This is a genomic window from Glaciecola sp. MF2-115 (genome assembly GCF_047250385.1).
Lineage (GTDB): Bacteria > Pseudomonadota > Gammaproteobacteria > Enterobacterales > Alteromonadaceae > Glaciecola.
Genome location: NZ_JBLBVM010000047.1, coordinates 119778 through 139205, shown reverse-complemented (window position 1 = coordinate 139205; position 19428 = coordinate 119778). Strand labels below are relative to the sequence as shown.

Genomic DNA, 19428 nt, shown 5'->3' with positions numbered 1-19428 from the left:
ACTGAAACGCTCAAAGACTTCATTCTGCCTGAGCCTGACCGGCCGGATTATCCTAGAGCCGTAAAGATAAAGCCAACAAGATTCCCATTAAAGAAAGCCGAACATCTAAGGAAAAAACCTTAACCGAACAGCATTATGCCTTCGCAGGAATGACGTTGAGGGGGCGCATAACTGAAGTTTAGGGGGTGCAGGAATAGCGTTTAGGGGATTAATATTTGGTTTTATTGCTTTTTTAGATTAACTTAGCTCAGGTATATTTAACGGAGAGAAATATGAAAAAGTCACTACTACAGCTTTTTGGTTTAATTGCCTTTTTATTCAGCTGTGCAAGCCATGCTACAGACTACTCAAAGTATAGCGAAGAGGCCCTTAGAAAAACCTTATCTGAAATTGCGATTGTAGAGACTAAAGTGCTTATGCCAATGCGTGACGGTGTAGGCTTATCGACGGATATTTATCGCCCTAAAAATGCACAGGGTCCGGTACCAGCAATATTTGTTCGCACACCATACAATATGAACACACTAAATATTCGTAGTCTGAGGAGTGCGGTTGAAGCGGTGAGCAGAGGTTATGCTTATATATTGCAAAATGAACGAGGCCGTTATTTCTCTGAAGGTAAGTTTGAAATTTTGGGCTATCCAAGAACAGATGGTTATGACGCGATGGATTGGATATCTGAACAAGATTGGTCGAACGATCGTGTAGGAACATTAGGTTGTTCTTCAACAGCTGAGTGGCAGCACGGGCTCGCCGCCATGGATCATCCAGCGCATGTTGCTATGATCCCACAAGCATCTGGCGCAGGCATTGGTAGAGTTGGAGAGTTTTGGGAACACGGTAACTGGTATACGGGTGGTGTTCAGCGCACTCTGTTTTTTATATGGCTCTACAGCGTAGATAATCCATTGCGAGCTCAAATTCCAGCAGGTTTATCAGCTGAGATCCGAACACAAATTGCTAAATATAACGATCTCTCAACTAATAAACCTGATGTGGATTGGAGTAAGCAAGTGCGTCATTTACCCATTCAAAACATGCTAACGGACCTAGGCGAACCTGAAGGTACCTTTGAAGAATTTGTTAAGCGCACACCTGCTTCTAAAGCTTGGTTTAACGGCGGGCTTTATCACGATAATGAAAAATGGGGCGTGCCCAGCCTTTGGTTTAACTCTTGGTATGACGTTTCGATAGGACCTAATATGGCATTATCAAACCATGCGAGTACAAATGGTGTAGATGCTGAAGTGCGCAATAATCAATATGTGGTTGTAGGACCTAACAATCACTGTCGTTTTGCAGGGCTTGGACCAGATTTTATCAGCGGTGATCGTAATCTTGGAGATGCTTCATTTGATGTAGACAGACTCATTTGGTCGTGGTGGGACAAATGGCTTATGCAAAAAGAAAAGGCCTTTGACCAAGACACACCAAAGATTCAGTACTATACAATGGGTGCAAATAAATGGCAGGGCGACCCGCAATGGCCACCTAAAGCAGCAAAAGAGGTCAAAATGTACCTGTCATCTAAAGGTAATGCGAACAGCCTCTATGGTGACGGCGAGCTCACTTTTGATAAGCCAGAAGTGGGTAAATCGAGTTACCACTACGACCCTATGAACCCTGTGCAAACGATTGGTGGTGGTGACTGCTGTAACGGTGGGTTAGTTACCGCAGGCGCCTTTGATCAGCGCATAATAGAAGCAAGAAACGATGTGCTGGTGTTTACCAGTGAGCCTCTTGAAAAACCAATGGAAGTCACTGGCTTCGTCGATGCTGTTCTACACGTATCATCAAACGCCAAAGACACCGACTTTGCAGTGAAACTCGTTGATGTAGCTCCAGATGGCACTGCATACATTATTGACGATACCATTTTCCGCGCACGCTACCGAGAAGGTTACAACAAGCCAAGCATGATGAAAGAAGGTGAGGTCTATAAAATCGATATGACGCCAATGACTACCAGCATTGAATTTCAAAAAGGTCATCGTATCCGCGTTGAAGTCACGTCATCAAACTTTCCGAAGTTTGCTCGCAACCTAAACACGGGCGGCAACAACTATGATGAAAGCGAAGGAGTGGTTGCCCACAACACAGTTCACTTTTCCGCTGAGCACCCATCGTATCTGATATTACCAATAGTGGAGTAGATTTAAAAATTAGGTGCTTATATAGCCCTGCTAGAATGATTTGGAGCATCACTTTTGCTTTGAGACTTCCTGACTCCTCAGGAATGATGTGGGGGGAAGTCATCTGTTTTATTTGTCAGCTCGTTTGGATCAAGCTGCCCGAAAAAAGTTAATAACTTTATTGTCCATCTAAAGGCGGCCCAATTTGCATAAGCCGCCTTCTAAAAGGCCCTATTCTAAATGCTCTGGCATATCAATAGGTGGCTTGTCATCTTCTAAGCCAGGACCTCCAAGCCCATCACCTATTCCTTTTAGTAATCTACCTAAGATATCTGCTCCAGTAATGACTCTTGGCGATACACTGGACCAAACCAAAATTACATCAGAGTGCAAGACATCTTCCGATTGTGGTGAAAGTGCGTGCGCCACCTTTAATCGCTGCAATGCATCGCCCAGAGTCGTATGCTCGTTATGTACAATGAGCGGTCTATGGCAAAAGCTATATGCGTCTTCCTTTATGCTTTCATCTAAAGTTGAGCGAATAAAGCCGTCTGCATCGATCATCAATAAAGGTTGCTCTTCTTCACTCAGCAACAAAGCCCATTTGTGCCCAGAGGCATTTACATTAGATACAAATTCATCATATTCAGGCGTACCTTTTTCTGGAAGTATTGGCAGGTCGAGCTTGCATGGCAGTTTAATCATACTTTTGGGGTCAAGTAATTCACCTTCTTGATTGACTGTCACCTTATCAATTTGTAAAAAATTAAGCGCTCCAATACCCCGAACATGTTCAACGTCGGTTTCTTCTGATTCAACATGGGCATGAATTAATGCCGATAATTCTTTTTCCCTGAAATATGTAATACCTTCTCTACCTAACCAGCCATCAAGTATCAACGCAGTCAACTTTGCCACTGGGTATAGGAGCACTTGATAAAACTTAATAATTGGCGTGAGCTTTGACGCAACGCGCAGGGCATTTCGAGAAAAATACGCTTGTGGGAATATCTCACCTAAAAAAGTAATTGCTACTGCTGAAAAGAGAAATGAATAAACACCAACGAGTACAGAGTCTGAGAGTAATGTTAACAACACATTAATCGAGACATTTCCCCACAAAATGGTTGAGAGGAGAAAGTTTGAATCCTCTCGCATGGCCAGGATCGTGGCTGCGTTTTCGTTACCTTGCTTTGTCTCAACTTCCAATTGTAGGCGGCTCAGACTAAAGAAAGCGATGTTCAAGCCTGAAAAAATAGCAGATTGGGTGATGCAAAACGCAATAGCTAACCAAATAACGATATCTTGTGTCATCAAAAATTCTCTTAGGTGTTTATTTCGAATTAAAAGTAATAGGTGCGATTAAGGTAGACGAGTATAAAGCTTAAAAAGTCACAACGTTAATTTATTAACTAATTAATTCATTATCTTTCAGATTAATTTGTTTATTTATTTAATTTGTGACTTTTTGTTAATTAGTTGTGTCTATACTAGTTGAGAAGGGAATGAATACGATTTTCATGGTGATTCATTGTTATTACTTTAGTCATTCTTGTTTATGTTATCAAAAACAGGAGGCTTCTTAAGTATTTACAAATTTGCGAATCCATGACGTTCCCATTTGGGTGAAGGTTTTTTAACAACACACCGACGCCAATTTCTATAATAAAAAGGAACAAAATATGAAAATTGCGATTCTTTCTCGTAATAAAAAATTGTACTCAACAAGAAGACTTCAAGAAGCAGGTCGTGCTCTTGGTCATGAAGTAGATGTGATTGATACAATGCATTGCTACATGGATATAACCAGCAATAGGCCTGTTGTTCGTTTGAAAGGGCAGGAATTACCACAATATGATGCGGTTATTCCACGTATTGGTGCTTCAGTTTCTTTTTATGGTACGGCAGTTGTGCGTCAATTTGAAATGACCGGAAGCTTCTGTGTGAATGAGTCTGTCGCGATTAGTCGTTCACGCGACAAATTGCGTTCGATGCAATTATTATCACGTAAAGGTGTTGGTTTGCCTCGTACAGGATTTGCGCATAGCCCAGATAACATTAAAGACTTAATTAAAAATGTAGGTGGCGCACCCGTTGTAATTAAGTTGCTAGAGGGAACTCAAGGCATAGGTGTAGTGCTAGCTGAAACTGCAAAAGCCGCTGAATCAGTCGTCGAGGCATTTATGGGCTTAAAGGCTAACATCTTAATTCAAGAGTTTATTAAAGAGGCGGGCGGCGCTGATATTCGTTGTTTCGTTGTAGGCGACAAAGTTGTTGCAGCAATGAAGAGACAAGGTGCTGAAGGTGAGTTTCGTTCTAATTTGCACAGAGGTGGCAGCGCCGTGCTTGTGAAACTGAGCCCAGAAGAGCGAGCTACGGCTGTTCAAGCTGCTAAAATTATGGGATTAAACGTCTGCGGCGTTGATTTGTTGCGTTCATCAAGAGGACCCGTAGTAATGGAAGTTAACTCCTCTCCTGGCCTTGAAGGTATTGAAACTGCAACTAAAAAAGATGTTGCTAAAATGATTTTTCAATTTATTGAGAAAAATGCGAAGCCAAACAAAACTAAGACGCAGGGTAAAGGCTAAACTTGCTTGAGCAGCGCCGCAAAAGCGCTGCTCTTTAATGCTTCTACTTAAGGATATTTTTTCTAATAGCCTTAGTTTACTTTCTTTCCGGCATTTCTTTAATGTATAAATCTTGCTTGCCGTAAGGTATCTCAAGATTGTTGAGTCTAAACTCTTTCAACACGCGACAGTTTAATTTATCGATTATACGTCCTCTCAGTGCTGGTTTTTCTATCCAAACGAGAAGCTCAAAATTGAGAGATGAGGGACCAAACTGGCGGAATCTCACTCTTGGTTCAGGATCAGTGCAAATCGTTTCTTCAGTGTTAGCAATTTCCATTAAAATGGAACGCACCAAATCAATATCTGCATCGTACGCGACGCCGATAGCAATTCGACAGCGTGATTTCTCATGAGGACCACCAGATTCATTAATAATTTTAGTATTGCCCATCACTGAGTTAGGGATCGTAATTTCAATATCATCTCTAGTTAGCATCCTCGTGCTACGGATCCCAATATGTGTTATTTCACCACGTTCACCAGAATCGAGGACAACATAATCACCTACCTTATAAGGTGCATCCGCCATAATAAAGACACCAGAAAAAAGGTTTGCTAATGTATCTTTTGCGGCGAAACCAACGGCAATACCAACGATACCTGCGGACGCAAGCCAGGCTGTCATATCAACATTCCAAATGGAAAATATTAAGTACACAGCTAGAACAATAATTATAATATTTAAGATATTCTGAAATAGAGGCAGTGTTTTGTTATTAACGCTTTGAAATTTCGTAGGGTGGAGCACTAAGCCTTGCAGCAACACTCGGTTACTTTTTAATATGAACGAAGTCCAAATAAGCATACCAATCGACATTAGGATTGATAATTCTATCGATAGCAAACGATGATTTAAAATGCTTAAAGCACTTGCTAGACCAAGTAAAAGAACAGTGTAATAAATGGGGGAATGCAATAGTTCTAAAAGGCCATTTGCCAATTTTACTTGTGAACGTTCGAGTATTTTACGCAAACCAGCAATCAGTACATATTTAAATACTGAGGCGATGACAAATGAAATCATGACAACCATGGTTGCCTGAAGCGCTGGGCTGTCACCAAATGTTTCTAACAGCGGGGAAATGTATGCTTGAAATTGTTTGAGCATTTTTCTAAAAAACCTTCTTGTCCTTATTTCGAATCATCTTAAAGGACATTAGGAAAGTTACAAACTATTTATCGTCGGAATTACGAGCTCGCCAAGCACGCAAAACAGATGCTCTCCAAACCCAATCTAAACTAAAGTAACCTAAAATCCCGAAGAAGACAGAACATATCGCACAACCCAGTATAAACGCTGGTCCTATTGTTGAAATGCTTTCAAGAAGCCATGTCCAACTGAGTTCGAAGTGAAACTGATCAACTTTAGTCCCAAGTACAGTACTGCCGACGAGATATGCACCGTAGAATATAGGCGGCATTGTTAAAGGGTTCGTCAACCAGACCGTTGCAACGGAAAGCGGCAAATTAACGCGAAAGATGATTGCGGCCGCCGTTGAAAAAATCATTTGGAAAGGGACAGGCCAAAATGCAAAAAATAAACCGATCCCAAAAGCTCCGCTGGCCGAACGTCTATTAAGGTGCCATAAATTTGGATCATGTAAAAGCGAACCAAAAACACTTAAGTATTTGTTTTTCTTTACATTATTATGGTCAGGCAAAAAGCGCCGTATAAATTTCTTTGCCATTAATCTAATCTCTCGGGGAAGACTGCTTGAGCAAGCTACATAGAGCAATGTTTGCATTCATTATTGTATTCCTAAGTAACTCATTTTGGCCGTTCTTACCTACAATTCCGATTATGGCGATAGTTGCAGTCATCGCTTTACTGTGCCTTCACTTTCGAACAAAAACTTGGATATCGGGTGCGATAGTCGGGTTTCTCTGGGCGAGCAGTGTAGGGCATTGGTATTCGTCTTGGCAACTACCAAATCGATATTTTAACGAAAATATTATTGTCGAAGGTGTTGTCAGTACATTACAAATTCAACTAAACAATAAAACTAAAATCAATACAATCGAAGATACCTTAGTATACGACAAAAAATCACTTAAATCAGTTGAGCAAAAAAGCTTCATTCTGCAATTAAACAAAATAGGCACTACTAAGCTTATTCATTCTCCAAAAATCAGGCTAAGTTGGTTTGAACCTAGTTTGATACTTAAGCAAGGCGATACTTTGAAGCTATTGGTTAACATTAAACGACCGCATTCCATTGGCAATGAACATGGTTTTAATCGACAGAAATGGTTGGCAAGTTTAAATATTGTGGGAGTGGGGAATGTTAAAACTAGTCCAAGTAATTTGCGCTTGGAAGCCAACACTAATCTGCGTCAAAGATTGTCAGACCAATTACTCAAATACGCCACACAAGTCGAACTACCCAACATTCGCTGGATACTGGCTTTAAGTTTAGGTGAGCGTGGCTTGTTTGAAGACGATGACTGGAAGTTACTACAAACTACCGGTACTGCTCATTTGTTCGCTATTTCGGGGCTACATTTAGGAATAGTCAGTTTGATGTTCTTTCAACTAGCAAAATTAGCGTTGTTTTTAGCAAACACTTACATCTGCCAGAATAAACAAACTAAAATTGGACCTCTGGCGCTTGCACTGAGCGTACCATTTTGCATTTTCTATGCATACTTGAGCGGGTTTCAAATACCAGTGAACCGCTCACTCATCGCGCTGCTGTTCTTGGCAATTTTGCTGCTTTACCAAGTTCATTGGCGAGCATCGACAATTTTACTTCACTTAATTGTTTGCTTTTTATTGCTTTTCCCCTTGTCGATTCTAGGCATGAGTTTTTGGTTCAGTTTTGGCGCGATATTTTCGATATGCTTTTTTGTTTGGCGTTATCCTGTGCGCAGGCATTCAGCGTTAAATACTTTTAAACAGACTGTTGGTCTTCAACTATTTCTAACCGTATTAATGATTCCTCTAATCGCATTGAATTTTGGTGTCCTGTCAACGGTATCAGCAATTGTGAACCTCATTGTAATGCCAGTGGTAAGCTTGATTTTAGTTCCACTGTGCTTATTCGTTGTGATCTCAATGATTTTACAAATTCATGCACTGAATAGAAATTTACTTCAGTTAATCGATTGGTGTTTCGAGCAACTTATTCTATGCATGAAAGTATTTGCTTCCGGTGAAAATGCCAGTGTTGATGTGAACATTGTTGGTCCTGCGGTGTGGTTGATATTATTGCTTATTTCGATTTTATTATTCTTGCCATACTGGCCGCATCGTAAAAAGGTGATTTGCACTCTGTTCTTAGTAATCCTTGCACAAAGCTTCGCTGAAAATAAACAAAGCAAAGGTTGGATGGTAAGGGTTTTTGACGTCGGGCAAGGACTGAGTGTATTAGTAAAATACAATAATCGCTTTTTAATTTATGACACTGCTCAGTCATTTCGCAATGACAGTAGCTATGCACAATCCGTTATTGCGCCTTACTTTGAAAATGAGCACAACTATTCCCAGCTAAATTTGGTAGAAGAAAACGTGCCTAGTATCGATTACTTAATCAATAGTCATATGGACAATGATCATGCTGGCGGAAATTCTTTCTTATTTAATCGATATAATGTGTCGCAATGGTTAAGCCCTGCAAAAGGGTGCACAACTAATGATAGTTTTCTGTGGGGACAGCTTAAAGTGGATGTTTTGTGGCCAACAAAAGAAGTATCAGGCGACGACAATAATCATTCGTGCGTTATCAAGATATCTGATGGTTCGTTTAGCGTGTTGTTAACCGGTGATATTGAAAAAGAAGCTGAGAAAGCGATTATTAACTTATATGCAAACAGCAATATTCTTGAAGCGGATATATTATTAGCACCGCACCACGGTAGTAAGACCTCATCTACATTACCATTTATGCAAGCAGTATCACCGCGATATGTCGTGGTAAGCAGTAAGTATTATAATCAATGGGGTTTCCCTCATCCTCATGTAGTAGCCAATTATAAAAGTGTTAATGCTTCAGTTTTTAACACAGCTTATGATGGCGAAGTTGTATTCGAATTTGCCGATGGCAAATTTTCAAGCAGAACTTATCGGCAAGCTTTATGGTCACCGTGGTATATGCATGTAAAGAAGAATGATTACTAAGAACAATATAGCTATTTTGTACCAGTTAATTCTAAAGTTTATATTCGAGCTTTGATTTTGAAGGGGGCATTTAATGAACTTATTAATGGGATACGTTATATTGCGGAGCAAGTTATGTATGCAAAGCTTTGTGAATTCGAGGGCATACGGTAAACTATAATGCTAAGCATATGAAATCGATGCAAATAGTAAAAGCAAAGGAGCAGAATGACTGCTAGTAATGAAATAGAGCCGAAGGTAGTTAAACGATTCCTTGGCTATTTAGTGCCGTTTAAATTCCCATTCTTTATCGCCATATTAGGGATGCTGGGCTATGCGGCTATCGATTCCTATGTCATTTCTCAACTTCAACCTATGATTGATGTTGGTTTGAAAGACGCTGAGTCTGACTTTCTGCGCATTGCTGCCTATGCGATTATTCCTCTGTTCATCGTTCGCGGTATTTTCAACTTTATGGGAAGTTACACTCTGAGTTGGATTAGCTCACAGGTAGTGATGAAAATGCGTCAGCAACTGTTCGATAAATACATTCATTTACCTGTTGAATTCCATGATCATCAATCGGCTGGCACACTTATTTCTAAAGTGACCTTTGATACTGAGCAGGTTGCAAATGCCGCTGGTAAGGCATTCTTAACTCTCATTCGAGAAGGCGCATTTGTTATTGGCTTGCTTATTGTGATGTTTTATCACTCATGGCAATTGTCCATTATCTTTTTATTGATCATGCCTGTAGTGGCTATAATTGTGAGTATTGTTAGCAAGCGATTTAGAAAAGTCAGTAAAGCCATTCAAAAAGCGATGGGCTCATTAACAACGGGTGTTGAGCAAGTCGTTAAAGGGCATAAAGTCGTCTTGATGTTTGGAGGGCAGGCATTAGAGTCAGAAAAATTTGAGAAGACGAACAACAATAATCGCCAGCAAACAATGAAGTTAGCAACTGCGCAGATCTTAAGTGTTTCAACCATCCAAGTTATCGCATCAATCGCATTAGCATTCGTGCTTTACATTGCTAGTACTCCCAATATGATAAATGAGCTGAGTCCCGGTGTTTTTGTTAACGTTGTCCTTGCGATGATGGCCTTATTAAAACCATTGAAACAAATAACGACGGTTAACAATGAGTTCCAAAAAGGGATGGCGGCATGCGCAAGCGTGTTTGAAATGCTAGATCAAGAGATTGAACCTGATACAGGAAAAACTGAGCTTTCCCGAGTAAAAGGCAATCTAGAGTTCAATAATGTTACCTTTACTTATCCGACCAAAACTGAACCAGCATTGCACAATATTTCTTTTAATATTAAAGCCGGTCAGACCGTCGCGTTAGTGGGGCGTTCTGGTAGTGGTAAATCAACCTTATCCAGTTTACTTACTCGCTTCTATCGTCCTGAATCAGGTGAAATATTAATAGATAATGTGGCACTCAATGACGTTACTTTGAGTTCATTAAGAAAGCAGTTTGCCCTAGTGTCTCAACAAGTCACTTTATTTAACGATTCAATTGCAAACAACATTGCTTATGGTTGCGTTGATAAAGTGAGTCGCGAACAGATCGAGCAAGCGGCTAAAGCAGCCCACGTTTCTGAGTTTGTGAACCAACAAGAGAATGGCTTTGATACGATTGTTGGTGAGAATGGCGTCACACTATCTGGTGGGCAACGGCAACGTATCGCAATCGCTAGAGCGATACTTGCTGATTCTCCCATATTAATCTTAGATGAAGCGACCTCTGCGCTCGATACGGAGTCAGAAAAGCTGATTCAAAAAGCCCTTGAAGAACTGCAAAAAAGTCGCACAAACATTGTCATAGCCCATCGTCTCTCAACCATTGAGAGTGCGGATTTAATCCTTGTAATCGAACAAGGCGAAGTTGTTGAACGAGGCACTCACAGTGAGCTGCTCGCCAAAGATGGCATGTACGCCCAGTTGCATAAAATGCAATTTTCACAAGGTTGATGATGGCCCTGCAGCATGCGTGGTATGAGAATAAAAAATGGGTGTGGCTATTCCTGCCACTAAGCATTTTGTTTTTTTGTATTAGCAGTGTTCGTCGAGCACTATATAAGCTAGGAGTATTGGCTTCTGACAAGCCTAATGCTTTTATTATCATCGTCGGTAATATCACTGTAGGCGGCAACGGAAAAACGCCTACGGTAATCGCAATTGCTGAACATTTGATGCAGAAAGGTTACCGTTGTGGTGTCTTATCTAGGGGCTACGGAGGCTCGCAAACAAGCTTTCCACATTTTGTGAGCGCTGCTGATGAGCCTTCACTGGTAGGTGACGAGCCTAAATTAATGCAGCATCGCCTGTCATGCCCAGTGGTTATCGATCCCAAAAGAGCGCGAGGGGCAAAATTTCTCGTTGATGCTTATCAATGTGATGTGATTATTTGCGACGATGGTTTGCAACATTACGCTCTAGAACGAGATTTCGAAATCGTCGTAATGGACGGACGAGGGTTAGGCAACGCAAAACTTCTTCCGATGGGGCCTTTAAGAGAGTTACCATCGAGGCTAAAAGAGGTTGATGTTGTCTTGTTCAACGGGCAGCCGAATGCGGCATTGACTATCGCCGAGGACAAACTGGCGACAATGGTGTTAGAACCCAATCAATGGGTAAATGTGAATACGGGGGAAAAGTGTGCAACGCTCCCTGTCATAGACGATCAAGTTGCAACGGCTATTGCTGGCATAGGTGATCCGAATCGCTTCTTTATTACTTTGTCAAAAATGGGCATAAGTTGCGACAAGACTATCGCTTTCCCCGATCATTACGCGTATCAATTAAAAGATATACCCAAAGGGATGGTCTTGATGACGGAAAAAGACGCAGTGAAATGTAGCTCTTTTGCTCACGATAATTGTTGGTATTTGCAGGTAAGTGGTAATATCTCAGCGAATATATATCAGCTTATTGATAACAAGTTGAAATTGCTGCAACAGCAGGTTTAAATATCATTGCAGCAACGGCAGAACTTATACTTATTTAGTATCTAAACTTAAGGACACTCATGGCTTTTGACAAGCAGTTATTAGACATTTTGGCATGCCCCGTATGTAAGGGAAAGTTGGTTTTACCTTTGGAACAAAAAGAACTTATTTGTCGCTTCGATCGATTGGCATATCCTATAAAAGACAATATTCCTGTGTTAATCGATACTGAAGCTAGAGAATTAACACTCGATGAATTGGACGCATTGAAAGGTGGATAATTTAGATTTCATCGTTGTTATCCCTGCGCGCTTTGGTTCGACACGTTTTCCGGGAAAGCCTCTAGCCTTAATCAAAGGCAAACCTATGATCCAACACGTTGTTGAAAGGGCTAACGAAGCTGGTGCTAAGCGAGTGATTGTTGCAACAGATGATAAGCGTATTGCAGAGGCTGTTAGTGCTTTTGGCGCTGAAGTTTGTTTGACTCGCAACGATCATGAGTCGGGAACTACTCGCATTGCTGAGGTGTTATCTAGCTTAGGCTTTGCAGATGATACGATCGTTGTTAATGTCCAAGGCGATGAACCTTTTATTCCAGCGCTTAACATTCAGCAAGTTGCGCAAAACCTACACGACAATAATCAAATACCCATGGCAACGCTCAGTTATCCTATTGACGATGCCAGTGATATTTTCAATCCAAATGTCGTCAAAGTAGTCACAAATAGTAATAAGCACGCTATGTATTTTTCACGTGCACCAATACCCTATGCTCGCGATGAATTCGCAGGTAAGAATAATGATGATATTAACTTAGGTGACTTATCGTCTCTTTATTTACGACATATAGGTATTTATGGGTATAGGGCTGGTTTCGTAAAACAATATGAAAGTATGCCTGCTACTCAGCTTGAAAGGACTGAGTCTTTAGAGCAATTGAGGGTATTGTGGCATGGGCATGTTATTCATGTAGATGTAGCAGCACAAGCACCACCTCATGGCGTTGATACGCCAGAGGATTTAGCAAAGCTGCAATAATTCGAACTGAAAATAATGAGTAAGGGGCCTCGCCCCTTATTCAGACTCTGACTCGTCTTCTTCGACGGGCACTGCCCACAGGTCATGCTCGTCGGTATGAATAATCTCAACCCAAAGGCGTTGCCCTGGTTGTACATCAAAAACACCATTCAAATGAACGACACCGTCGATTTCTGGTGCATCACCAAAAGTACGACCAATCGCACCTTCGCTATCTACGGAATCAATAACAATATTGTATTCGCTACCGATTTTGTCTATCAGGCGTTGCTTGCTAATTTCCGATTGGACTTCCATGAAACGCTTCAATCGTAATTCTTTAACTTCTTCATCCACAGGGTCGGGCAAGTCGTTCGCCTTCGCTCCATCTACAGGTGAATACTTAAAACAACCAACACGATCTAATTGTGCTTCTTTAAGGAATTGAAGTAATTCTTCAAACTCTTCTTCTGTTTCGCCCGGAAACCCAACGATGAAAGTTGAACGAATGACTAATTCTGGACAAATTTCACGCCATTTCTTGATGCGTTCTATTGTCCTGTCAGCACTACCTGGTCGTTTCATTAAGCGAAGTATACGTTTGCTTGAGTGCTGAAACGGGATGTCTAAATATGGAAGCACTTTACCTTCTGCCATCAAAGGTATGAGATCATCCACATGAGGGTAAGGATAGACGTAGTGGAGTCTTACCCACATATCCATCTCACCTAACTTTTCACACAGCTGTTGCATGTGGGTTTTTACCGGCATGCCGTCCCAAAAGTCAGTTTTGTATTTAACATCAACGCCATAAGCACTGGTGTCTTGTGATATCACCAATAACTCATTTACACCGGCGGCTTTTAGGCGCTTTGCTTCGCTAAGTACTTCACCCACTGGACGACTTACTAAATCTCCACGCATCGAGGGGATAATGCAGAATGTGCAACGATGGTTGCAACCTTCCGATATTTTTAAATAAGCAAAATGCTTTGGCGTGAGTTTTACGCCATGGTCAGGCACTAAGTGTAAGAATGGATTATGTTCAGGCTTTGGTAAATGCTCGTGAACCTGACTGACAACTTCTTCATAGGCATGTGGACCTGTTATAGACAGCACGTTTGGATGAACTTCACGGATTTCATCTTCTTTAATACCTAAGCAACCCGTTACAATAACTTTACCGTTTTCAGCTAGTGCTTCACCTATAGTATCTAGTGACTCTTGGACTGCTGAATCGATAAAACCGCACGTGTTGACGATAACTAAGGCTGCGTCGTTGTAAGTAGAAACAACGTCATAACCTTCAATACGCAATTGCGTTAGTATTCGCTCTGAGTCAACCAAGTTTTTAGGGCAGCCTAAGCTAACAAAGCCAATTTTAGTACTTTGTGTTGGAGCAGAGCTTGCACTGATTGACGCTTGATGTTGTTCATCAATCATTTTTGATGGAATTTCTAAAGTCGTCGTCTGACTTGCTGCTGAGTTACTACTCTTCTGTACAGCTTGAGGGTCGAATTGTTTTACGGTCATATTGTGTCTCTACTTACTCTAGTCATTCATTTGCCTTAACTAACTCACATATATCAACTTACACATATCAACATACGTAAATTAGCATGCATGAAATTACACAGAGCAGTGTTCATGTGTTGGTTTTGCTGCTTCAATCGCCGTCTCGACGCAATCGAGCGAGGCGAGAGGAGGCTAGGGCTGTTTTTTAATTTCGCGGATTATACAGGAGATTTAATCTAAAGTCTTATGCACGTGAGGAAAGAGAAAGTGTATTTGTATGGGCAGTTTTACCTGCATTATACGATGGCTTTAATTCGATTTCGGCCTTCATCTTTTGCTTGATAAAGAGCTGTATCAGCCATTTCTATCCATGCTTCAAGTTCGTCGCCATGTTTGTACTGTGCTGCGCCAACGCTTATTGTTAATCCAATATTAGATTCAAAACGATAGGCTTCAACGGTTTCAACTAATCTTGTGGCTATACACATTGATTGTTCAGCAGAGGTCTTGGGGAGTAGGACAATAAATTCCTCTCCACCCCAGCGAGCAGCTACATCCCCGGCTCGCAGTACTTTAGACAATATTACAGAGAACTGCTGTAATATTTTATCACCAACTAAATGACCGTACTTATCATTCACTTTCTTAAAAAAATCAATATCAATCATTAAAAGCACGGAATTGCTATTGTGCCTGAGTATGTTGTTTAAATGATCCTTTAAGGTCGACATGAAATAATGGCGATTATAAAGGCTGGTTAAACTATCATGGAAAGAAATGTACTCTAGGTTTTTATTTGCAACAAGAAGTTCTTCTCTCGTTTTTTCTAATTCTTTGTTTTTATCGTGCAAGGCAGCCATAACCTTTTTGGAAACTAAATATCGCCATAAAAAAACCATGAATATAAAAGTGACTGCGCCGCCAAGATAATAGAGTAGGGTATAGTCAGTTTGCTTCACAATCTGAACATTACTCCATCTATTTAATATTTCATTGTGCTGACTCGTCGAAATTTGTTCTATCGCTTGATTAAATATGGGCACTAAATGCGCGTTGGGTTTTGTGAAACCAATACGTAATTGATCTTGAAGGGAGATCCAGCCATTGATTTTCAAATATCTTAGATTGAGTTTGTTTATTGTTAAATTAATTGAATAAAGAGAACCTACATAAACGTCAACAAGACCTTTATCTGCAGCGATAAGACCATCTTCTTCGGAAGCGACGGTTTGTATTTTTATGTCAGGGTAGAAACGTGAAATATATTCAACTAATCGATAACCTTCAACGACACCTAAGGTTAGTTCACCCACAGCCCCTAAATCTTGCATGAAGGGAATGTCTTTTTTGCTAACCAAAACGTTCGGACCGATAAAGTAGGGAATTGTAAATGATAAGAAGTTCTCGCGTTCGACAGAGCTGTTTAGCAATAGATTGACATCACACTCGCCTTTTCTCAAAGATTCAAGGGTCTCGTTCCAGGACTTAGTTGGCACTAAGGTAAAGGAATAATCTGTCAGCTCTTTAAAAACCTTAAGATAGTCGCTTGCGATCCCTGTATGCTGTCCGTCAACCATACCTTCGAAGGGCATCCAATCTGGATCAACGCAAAAATTTAGAATCTTCTCCGAATCGCTATCTTGTGCGTGAGTCTGAAATGACAATAGAATAGTTAAACTAGCCAATACCGAAATTATTAGACTTTGTTGTTTAAGACGCAATTTAAACGATAAGCGCAAGGCTTGTTTACTTAGCAACGAGTTCAACCTTGTTGATTAGTTTTGTATTAAATGTACACTTATTAACGGCGTAGGTGTGTATTATATTCAATATTTCTTTTTAGATTTTATGATTTAAAACAATAAAACCGTGAATATTGTTTGGCTATCGTTTTGAAATGACCGTTAATTTGCACATGTCGCCTCTTGGGGCTGCGAGTTTCAAAGTTAAGGGAATTCAAACATTTAATAATATAGTTTAATGTACTACGCCTCGTATACTTAATGGCCCTCGTTCTAACTTTGTGAAGCCTTTAGAAAATTTATTTAGGGATGGGTATATGCTTGCTTGTTAGTTGTTTTAGCCCATAAAAACTCTTCTTACATTAATGGTAAGTGACTTGCACTTAGGATTGAATTTGTATTTTTTGAAAGTTGACATATTTTGAATTATCGACTCGTTTTATTACTCACCCTGGCATGTATTTCATCAAATATATACGCTCAAGTTCAAGCTGAAGTAGATCGCTTTATACAAGACGTGAAAGTAAAAACGTTTGACTGCCCAAGTGATGAAATTATTCCACAATTGGATGACTATCTATCGAGTCAAGATATTACCGAGACTCAACGGTTTAAGCTTCAAGTTGAAAAAACGCATTGGCAAATTTGCATGGGTAATTACGGTGATGCTGAAGAGACGATTGATTTGCTTATAGCAAATCCAATAGCCCTACAAAGTGAAGAGTATTATGCCTTAGCGGTGTATCAAAAAGGTTTTCTGTTCGATATAAAAGAAGATGAACGCCGCTGTGATTATTATGAACAAGCAAAATCCTTATCATTAAACAAATTTGATGATATCAGTTTAAGTTCAGAGCTCGGCCTGATGACCTACTGTGAAGCTGAGATTGACGATGGTCAAAAGCTAAAACGTTTATTTGATATATTAGAACATTACTCCATGCGTGGCGATAAACCTACCATTGCGCACATCCATAATAACATTGGCTTAATCTATGGCCGTTTGGGGCAACATGTACTTGCTGCTGAACAATTTCAAAAAACTCATGAAATAGGCTTCCCTCACTATCAGGGCGCCAATAAATACGCCTCTCTCATCAGTGTCTTTACATCCTTGTTGGCCAGTGGTCAATATGATGAAGCAGAAATCGTCATTGATGAATTAGACAAGGCAAGGGAAGCTGTAGATGTTCCTTTGGTACACGCTTGGTATTACTACGCTAAAGGCCGCTTCAATTTGCGACTTGGTCGAGTGGAAGAATTAAAGAAGAGTGTCAACGATTGGCGCCCACACCTTGAAGGGATGGAAACCACTATTTTTGCAGGCATTCACCACTGGTTTGAAATTGCAGTTTGTATCAACGAAAGGCAAAAAGAATGCATTCAGCAGTTTCTTTTCGCAGAAGAAAATAATGGACCAAGCTCACTAAGCTTCCTTGGAGGCAATGTTGATTATTTATCTTTGATGGCAAATGCTTATGCGGTAGCTGGAGATACTGATAAAGCGCGTCAGTACTGGAGTGCTTTCGAGGATGAACTGCGAGCTACCTTGGCAAACTATCAGTCGTCGGGGAAAGTACTTGGTGTGGCAAATCTATACAACAAGATCCTAGAGCTCGAAAATAGTGTGATAAGAGAGCAAAAAAATAGAGATAGATTCACAGTGGCGCTGCTGGCTGTGTTCGCTGCTGCTCTGCTTGGTTTAGCTTTTTTATGGCGTCGGAAGCAAGCTGAGGCTCGTTCCTACGATTCAGTCACTGGCTTGTTGAATAGCCGAGCAGCCCTTACTAAAATTAGAAACGTGTCCGCACCCAGTGAGCACAAAACAATTGCATTGGCATTATTCGATCTAGCAAACTTTAAGGAAGTGAACCGTTTGTTAGGTTCAAATAGTGCTGATGATGCGATTCAACAGATCGCAATGACGTTCAAAAACATCACCAGAGATAGCGATATTGTGGGTCGCTTTGCACCTGAACAATTTATTCTGTGCTTGCCAGACATTGAAGAGACAAGTGCAAAGACATTCTTTGAGCGCATTAGGGTGGCACTCGAAAGTACGCACTTGGGTGATCAAAAAGATAGAAAAATCAGTGTTAGTTCAAGTATGAGCATATATTTGGCAAATGCCCCATTAGATGATTTAGATGAAGTATTAAATGACATGATGTTGTCTTTAAGTATGCAGTCTGAGGGAGCAAAATGAGAAACTTGCTCTTGATGTTTCTCTAAGCGCCTATACTTCCTCCGCATGAGATTAAAACTTCCCTTACACAAATATGATGAAGCAGGTCGAGTAAAACCGCCTTGGCTACTTTTTGTGTGTCTGTGTTTTTTGGCGCGGGGCATTGTGGTGTTTATTGCATCGCTTTCATTTCGGCAGGATGGTGGTTTGCTTCTTAGTATTTTTTATCCGGTTAAATCTCAGTTTTACCTTTCTCTATTTACAGCTATACCGGCCATTCTAACGCTATTCTTTTTAGGTTTTCGCGAACGAATTTGGAAAGCGCAACTTGGTATGTGTTATTTGAGCCTACCGATAGTGCTGGCATATCTCCTTATTTCTGATTTACTTATACAGCTTTATATTTTGCGTGCACAGCATTTCGCCTTTGCATGGCCAACTGCATTAACCTTGTGTTGTGTATTGTTGTTGGGCTGGTATTTGGTTACCAGCAAGCATATGCGAATTATGCTCGCTGATTGGCGTCTAAACTCCTAGATTTAGAAGCTTATTGGTTTGTTTAATGTGTTGCGCTGTCAAGTGCCTCATCGAAATAACGCTTAACACTAATATTACTATCGTTGACTAGACGTTCGTAACAGATTCCAGCAAATGCAAAGGTTTTCTCTTGATAGATTAACATGATTGACGGTGCCTCTTCGTCTTGAAGATTATATTGCCATTGCCCACCAGCTAATTTACGAAATGTCTCACCGAGATAAGCACCATAAATGTTACATATCGTGAAAACTGCCTTGTCTTCAAGCGCTTGTTCTTTGTAAGTCGCTAGAAACTTTAGGATAATAGTGTCAACTAGTGCAATGCTTTCGGGAGAAAAGTCCAGATCGATATCAAATTCTTCTTTACTGGTTTTAATGGCATCTTCCGCGCTTTCACGCATCAATTGATTTAATGCTTGTTGTTCCATAGTGACTCTGCGTTTACTCAAAAAGGGAAATTATTGCTATAGACGGTAAAACAATTCGCCGGTGATGTAAAATAAGGTGACTTAGTACTTTCGTGCTTTTGTGTGAACAAGAAGCTTAGTAAGCTAATAAAAATGAGCGCTTCGATTAATAAGCTTTACCAAAACGGTGATTGTGTTTTGCTAGTATGAT

15 protein-coding genes are annotated in these 19428 nt (G+C 40.5%); 9 read left to right on the top strand and 6 right to left on the bottom strand.

The features are described from left to right. Window positions 1–272 precede the first annotated feature (272 nt). Entirely contained in the window at window positions 273–2153 is a 1881-nt protein-coding gene (locus ACKLNX_RS07645) for a CocE/NonD family hydrolase (RefSeq protein ID WP_412971877.1), read from the top strand. Between the two features lie 210 nt (window positions 2154–2363). On the opposite strand, the gene ACKLNX_RS07640 is transcribed toward ACKLNX_RS07645, so the two are convergent. Continuing rightward, window positions 2364–3446, bottom strand: coding sequence for a DUF21 domain-containing protein (locus ACKLNX_RS07640; RefSeq protein ID WP_412971876.1), 1083 nt, complete (start codon window positions 3444–3446; stop codon window positions 2364–2366). Window positions 3447–3814: 368 nt separating this feature from the next. Here ACKLNX_RS07640 and rimK point away from each other — a divergent pair, with 368 nt between their 5' ends. After that, window positions 3815–4720 carry a 30S ribosomal protein S6--L-glutamate ligase gene (rimK, locus tag ACKLNX_RS07635; RefSeq protein ID WP_411694818.1) on the top strand — a complete coding sequence of 302 codons (906 nt, stop codon included), beginning with the start codon at window positions 3815–3817 and terminating at the stop codon, window positions 4718–4720. A gap of 76 nt (window positions 4721–4796) precedes the next feature. On the opposite strand, the gene ACKLNX_RS07630 is transcribed toward rimK, so the two are convergent. After that, entirely contained in the window at window positions 4797–5870 is a 1074-nt protein-coding gene (locus ACKLNX_RS07630) for a mechanosensitive ion channel family protein (protein WP_411694817.1), read from the bottom strand. Between the two features lie 64 nt (window positions 5871–5934). Next, entirely contained in the window at window positions 5935–6450 is a 516-nt protein-coding gene (locus ACKLNX_RS07625) for a DUF2062 domain-containing protein (RefSeq protein WP_412971875.1), read from the bottom strand. A gap of 26 nt (window positions 6451–6476) precedes the next feature. On the opposite strand from ACKLNX_RS07625, the gene ACKLNX_RS07620 reads away from it, so the two are divergent. The 5 genes from ACKLNX_RS07620 (at window position 6477) to kdsB (ending at window position 12850) form a co-directional block, all read left to right on the top strand. Continuing rightward, window positions 6477–8879 carry a DNA internalization-related competence protein ComEC/Rec2 gene (locus tag ACKLNX_RS07620; protein WP_412971874.1) on the top strand — a complete coding sequence of 801 codons (2403 nt, stop codon included), beginning with the start codon at window positions 6477–6479 and terminating at the stop codon, window positions 8877–8879. A gap of 207 nt (window positions 8880–9086) precedes the next feature. Then, on the top strand, window positions 9087–10835 hold the full coding sequence (msbA, locus tag ACKLNX_RS07615) for a lipid A export permease/ATP-binding protein MsbA (RefSeq protein WP_412971873.1): 1749 nt from the start codon (window positions 9087–9089) through the stop codon (window positions 10833–10835). Further along, entirely contained in the window at window positions 10835–11833 is a 999-nt protein-coding gene (gene lpxK, locus ACKLNX_RS07610; RefSeq protein ID WP_412971872.1) for a tetraacyldisaccharide 4'-kinase, read from the top strand. Before msbA ends, lpxK begins: the two co-directional genes overlap by 1 nt. A 59-nt stretch (window positions 11834–11892) precedes the next feature. Next, window positions 11893–12093, top strand: a complete 201-nt coding sequence (locus tag ACKLNX_RS07605; RefSeq protein ID WP_411694812.1) for a Trm112 family protein — start codon at window positions 11893–11895, stop codon at window positions 12091–12093. Further along, complete coding sequence (gene kdsB, locus ACKLNX_RS07600) at window positions 12086–12850, top strand: 3-deoxy-manno-octulosonate cytidylyltransferase (RefSeq protein WP_412971871.1); 765 nt, start codon at window positions 12086–12088, stop codon at window positions 12848–12850. The genes ACKLNX_RS07605 and kdsB overlap by 8 nt, the downstream gene beginning before the upstream one ends. Before the next feature lie 36 nt (window positions 12851–12886). Here the strand turns inward: kdsB and rimO are convergent, their stop codons facing one another. Then, window positions 12887–14362 (bottom strand): 30S ribosomal protein S12 methylthiotransferase RimO, encoded by a 1476-nt coding sequence (rimO, locus tag ACKLNX_RS07595; RefSeq protein WP_412971870.1) that lies wholly within the window; start codon window positions 14360–14362, stop codon window positions 12887–12889. 278 nt (window positions 14363–14640) lie between these two features. Next, a complete protein-coding gene (locus ACKLNX_RS07590) occupies window positions 14641–16101 on the bottom strand; it encodes a diguanylate cyclase (RefSeq protein WP_412971869.1) in 1461 nt (486 codons plus the stop codon). A gap of 406 nt (window positions 16102–16507) precedes the next feature. Between ACKLNX_RS07590 and ACKLNX_RS07585 the strand changes: the two genes are divergently transcribed. Further along, complete coding sequence (locus ACKLNX_RS07585) at window positions 16508–18292, top strand: diguanylate cyclase domain-containing protein (RefSeq protein WP_412971868.1); 1785 nt, start codon at window positions 16508–16510, stop codon at window positions 18290–18292. A 45-nt stretch (window positions 18293–18337) separates the two neighbouring features. Next, window positions 18338–18808: a DUF2919 domain-containing protein gene (locus tag ACKLNX_RS07580; RefSeq protein ID WP_411694807.1), complete on the top strand. Its 471-nt coding sequence runs from the start codon at window positions 18338–18340 to the stop codon at window positions 18806–18808. A gap of 22 nt (window positions 18809–18830) precedes the next feature. Here ACKLNX_RS07580 and ACKLNX_RS07575 read toward each other — a convergent pair whose 3' ends face one another. After that, window positions 18831–19238, bottom strand: coding sequence for a hypothetical protein (locus ACKLNX_RS07575; protein ID WP_412971867.1), 408 nt, complete (start codon window positions 19236–19238; stop codon window positions 18831–18833). Window positions 19239–19428: the final 190 nt, after the last annotated feature.